Annotated in this window: 3 protein-coding genes; all 3 read right to left on the bottom strand. The window is 30.5% G+C overall.

Annotated elements, in window-relative coordinates; translation table 11 throughout:
- Nucleotides 1–139: 139 nt before the first annotated feature.
- The 3 genes from QZZ48_RS13850 to QZZ48_RS13840 all read right to left on the bottom strand — a co-directional run bounded on the left by QZZ48_RS13850 (nucleotide 140) and on the right by QZZ48_RS13840 (nucleotide 5025).
- A complete protein-coding gene (locus QZZ48_RS13850) occupies nucleotides 140–2722 on the bottom strand; it encodes a M14 family metallopeptidase (RefSeq protein ID WP_294966846.1) in 2583 nt (860 codons plus the stop codon).
- Between the two features lie 181 nt (nucleotides 2723–2903).
- Nucleotides 2904–3818, bottom strand: a complete 915-nt coding sequence (locus QZZ48_RS13845) for an ATP-grasp domain-containing protein (protein WP_294966844.1) — start codon at nucleotides 3816–3818, stop codon at nucleotides 2904–2906.
- A gap of 100 nt (nucleotides 3819–3918) precedes the next feature.
- A complete protein-coding gene (locus QZZ48_RS13840; protein ID WP_294966842.1) occupies nucleotides 3919–5025 on the bottom strand; it encodes a M20 family metallopeptidase in 1107 nt (368 codons plus the stop codon).
- Nucleotides 5026–5170 lie beyond the last annotated feature (145 nt).

Here is a 5170-nt window from a genome sequence, read left to right as displayed (position 1 = left end):
GTCCTTTTTGACAAGGTCTCTTTGTTTGTGGATGGGAATTATAGGGGGTTAATGCTTTGAAGTTTCTTAATCGGTTGAGAAGTTTCTGGAAAGTTTTATTAGTATAAGTATAGACAGCCTTTAACTGTCTATTTATTGATTAATTTACCTCTATGTAAGCTGGTTTTGAGAAGTTTGGTACATCATCATATGAGAAGACCGCATAATACTTATGTACGCTACTGTCTCCAAAGTTATCATAAGTATAGTTATCTGTTCCTCCATAAAGCTTTTGTCCATCATATGGAGAACAAGGGATTCTAAATGCATTTTTAACTACTATTGCACCACTATATCCTTCATCATTTGGAATATCCCATTCTAGTTTAACAATATTACTTTCAAGAGTGTGTCTTAAATTTTTTACTTTTGCTGGTGCATTACGACGCTTCTTAATATAATTAATTATTAAAGAAGGTCTTTTTAATCTTTTATTATCCATAAATGTGACATCTTGTGTTTTAGAAAGAGGTTTGTGTGATGAAGCAGATATAACAAATACTGCTTTAGAGCTTTTGCCTATATTTTCAACCATTTCATTTATAGCATATTTATCAAATACAAATCTTTGTTTTGGTTCTGACTTTATATCAGATACACTTACATCATAACCTATACGCTCAATTACTTCTCTATTTTTAATTTTCTCATATGACTTATCTTCATCACAAGGAACAACCATCTCCATGTGAAAACGAAGCGTGTTTGCAGATTTAATATCGACTGCATCTATCTCTATATATGCATTTGATATTACTGTGTTATCCATCTCTGGCCATTGTGAAAAATCAAACTCTATACAAGAATATTTTTTATTTCCATCTTTATGATATCCAGCTACCAACTTATTTTCCAAAATCTTATTTTTTAATACTGTAAATTCTTTTGAAGATTGAAGTTCAAGTTTAACTTCATCTACTGTATAAGAAATATCTAATTTTGGTCTATAAGTTAGCCCACCACTAAATTTTCCATATCCAATATCCCACTGCATAAGTTGAGAAGCTCGATCTAAGGGGAGAGATGATGGCCCTTCGAATTTAAATAGTGCTTCTGATCTAGTTAAAGATTTTTGTAAAACAGCAAGCTCTTGAGCTGCAAACTTATATGTTCTCCATATACCTTGTGATAATTTAGCAGAACCCGTTGGTCTATCTATATAACTGAGAGATTTTGCATTTTTAATTTCATTAAAACTACTAATGTTATCTACAGTTCTATCATCAATTTGTCCAACTCTCCACTCTCCATAACTTTCTACTTGAACAGAAACCCTATTCATAGGATAAAAAGAAATTGAAGCACTAGTAATTATTGCATTTTGAGGTATAGTTGAGAGTGAAAAACCACAAACACCTAAACATTCACCCTTCCCTTTTGAAACACCTACAAACATCGAATTATTTCCAAAGTGATCTTCATCTTTTTTTGTTTTTTCACCAACATACCCAACTTTATCTGCAAGTGGGTATAAAATCTTTGAAAACATATTTTCCGCAGGCTTTGTTCTAATAGCTATCATCTGAGCATATGCTGATTTTACTTTTCTGATTTTACAGACTGCTCTTATATAGTAATAATAATTGGTAGAAGATTTAAGATTTTTGTCTGTATAGGTTTTTAATTTTGTCATTCCTATTCTATTGGATGCTTGAGCAAAACATTTTTTCTTCTTTGAACGGTATACTTCAAAATACAATAAATAATCATCAGCATAATCCCAACTAAGTTCAACCTCTTTAGAACAAACTTCTGTTGCTAGAAAGTTTTCAACTCTAGGTAATGCATTGCCTTTTTTATAATTATTTGCTTCTGAGAGTGCAAAGATAAGTGCTGGAAGATTTTCATTAATATTTTCGCTCATATGTTCTTTATAATCACTAATATTTCTTGTTCCAACTTCAATTAGTAAGGATAATACACCTTTTGAATAATAAAATTCTCTACCACTTCCTGAAATTAAGTGCACTGGAGGTTTCCCCATATGCACACCGTATTCTCTGCCAGACTCTTTTCGAATCTCTTCAGCCATATTAGATGCTAACAGATTTAAATCTATTGCATCTATTGCATCTTCATGTATAAAGTTATGCGCTGGAAATATAACATTTCCTTGTGAATGGTAATCCAGTGCAATTGAAATATTTTCATGACTAGTTACAAAGTCTCTTAAAGCACTTGTTTCAGGTTCACTAAAAGCATTTGGCCCAGAGTAAACATTTGACATCGTGTTTTGATTTTGAGTAAAACCCACAGAAAAATTTCTGTTTAAATCAACTCCAAAACTTCCGTCTGCATTTTTTCTTCTATTTTTTCTCCAAAATGAAAAATGATTTCTTGAATACTCAAACCCATCAGGGTTTGCACAAGGAACCATATATAGTGTTGTTCTGTCTAAAATATCATTTAGCTGTGGATCATAATCTATATGCTCTAATATATATTTTGAAAAACTAAGACTAAGCTCTATTCCTATCCATTCTCTTGCGTGAATAGTTCCTGTAAAAAAAAGTGCCGGTTTATCTAAATGTTTATTTATATTTTTCGTAATACTTACGGCAATAATATCTCTATCTTCCCAAGTCTTGCCAATAGACTCCACTTTAACAAGATCTGGATTAGATATTTGGGCTGCTTTAAAAAAATCTACACATTCGTTATAAGAACTATATTGTTGTCTCAAATTGTTACCTTACAAGTTATTAATTATTAAAAATATAGCCAGTAGCTAAATTTCTCTTTAGAAATGCAATCATACTCAGTTAACTCTTTAAATGTACTAATGAACTTATTTTACTATAACTACACTCTTCTTATTACAAATAAATTCATTATATAAGGTTATATTTCAAAGACTATTACACTCATTTCTTTTTAGTTCTCTTATCTATCAGATCTACTATTAAATTAATCTTTTTATTATTAAAATTTAGTCCAAGTTTTTCTTGTTCTGGAGTTGCAAATGCAGGTATACCATTAACTTCTAGTACAACATACTCTTCTTTTTCCATATCATAAATAATATCTACACCACCAATATCAACATTACAAGCTTTACAAGCTTTACAAGCTTTTATAGCTATATTTATAATTTCGTCATTAGCTTCACGAACAAATACAGACCCACCACTTGTAACATTAGTTCTCCAATCAGTTGAACTAGCTTTTCTACCATAACAGCCTACAAATTTGCCATCTACAATATCTACTCTATAGTCAGTATTATCATATTTTATAAACTTTTCTACATAAAAGTATCTCAAATCCATCTGATTTAAAAATGGAAGTAACATGTCTAAATTAGCCTCACTTTCTATTTTTGTAAGACCAACTCCACCCCAACCATCTGTTGGTTTGTAAACCATTTTATCCCATTTTTTAATATTTTTTTTAAGATGATGCCCATCATCTCTATGACAAAGCTTGTAATCTGGGGTTGAAATACCTTCATTTCTTAAAACAAATGATGTATGAAATTTATCCTCTGTTAGAGCGAAAGAATCATAAGAGTTAATCATAGGTATAACCCTATTAAGCGCATGATATAAGTACATTTGATACTGAGTTTGTTCACCTACATTATAAGAGAAAAAGAGATCTAATTTATTTAATTTTATATCATCATAAATTATATTTACATTTTTAGCCAAGGCTTTTCTAAGATTTATGTTATCAAGTGTATCAATATTTCTATCTTTAAGTTTTTTGATGATTTTTTTTCCGATTTTGTCACCACCGCCATTACTGTAAAGCCACATTCCAATTTTTCTATTTGACATTATTAACCCTTAATTTATTACGATGTCAGAAATACTTCCATCATCTACCCTTTAATGCTAAAGCATGGCCTAAAAAAAATAATTTCTTACAAGGTATAATCTAATTAAAATCTAAATTTTCTATAAAATAAGTAAATAGCTTTCTGCTCAACTCTATTCTACTTTTAAAACTTTCTTTGGAAGCTCTTTCATTCACTGTATGATCTCCATCTCCAAAGGGTCCAAATCCATCTAAGGTTGTTACTCCACATGAACTTACAATATTAGCATCACTTACACCACCTCTTTCTTCTGTATTTAGAGTTGATGAAGTGATTTTTTCGATATTTTTTATCAAACTAATAGATGCAACACTCGTCAGCATTACGTCACGTTGTATGCCACCACTTAAAATAGCAGTAGTTCCTTTGACAAAAGATTTTTCAACTATGTCATTAATAGAATTTAAAACTCTATCACGTTCTTCAGAGTGTTTATATCTAAGTTCAAAAACCATATTAGCTAAAGGAGATATTGTGTTAGCACCAATACCACCATTTATTTTCCCAACATTAACAGTTGTACCTTTTTCTAAGTCTGTCAATTTCACTAATTCTTCTAGTTTATAAGCAGCTTCTAAATTTGCGTCATGACCAAGTATGTAGTTGTTTCCAGCATGTGCTGCCTTACCTTGGATATCTATAAGAAAAGTACCGACACCCTTTCTTGCGGTGACAACTTCCATATTTTGCCCAGCTGCTTCATATACGAAACAATAATCATACTTAGATGCTAGCTTAGAAGTTAAATGTTTAGAATTATCACTACCTGTTTCTTCGTCGCTAACAAAAAGGATGTCTATATTTTTTATTTCAAGATTTTGTGCTTTTAATTCTCGTAAAGCCTGAAGTGCTACTATATTTCCACCCTTCATGTCACAAACACCTGGTCCATAAACCCACTTTTCATCTTCAGAGTATTCTTCAAATTTATTTGGTGGAAAAACTGTGTCTATATGCCCAAGTAGTAGTAGTTTTTTTGAAGTTTTATCATGTTGTGAAGTATAATGTCTATGATTACCAATAATTTCTCTATCATAAATATTAACTTCAAAACCTAATTCTTCAAGCCATTTGTCGAATATTTTTCCAACTCTATCTACACCAATTTTATTTTTAGTATATGAGTTTATATTTATTATTGTACGTAGATCATTTAAATAGTTCATTAAACTCCTAATTTTTTATGTAAATTAGTTGATTGTACTATATATTTATTCGCCAATTCTAAAATCAAGTGCAATTTTTTGAAAGTAAGTTGAAAGATAGGATTAATCGATAATCTGCTAATCTTATTCGACCAAAAACAAAGAA

The sequence above is a fragment of the Sulfurimonas sp. genome (assembly GCF_016744025.1).
Taxonomy (GTDB): Bacteria; Campylobacterota; Campylobacteria; order Campylobacterales; family Sulfurimonadaceae; genus Sulfurimonas.
This window is presented reverse-complemented; position numbering and strand designations above follow the sequence as displayed.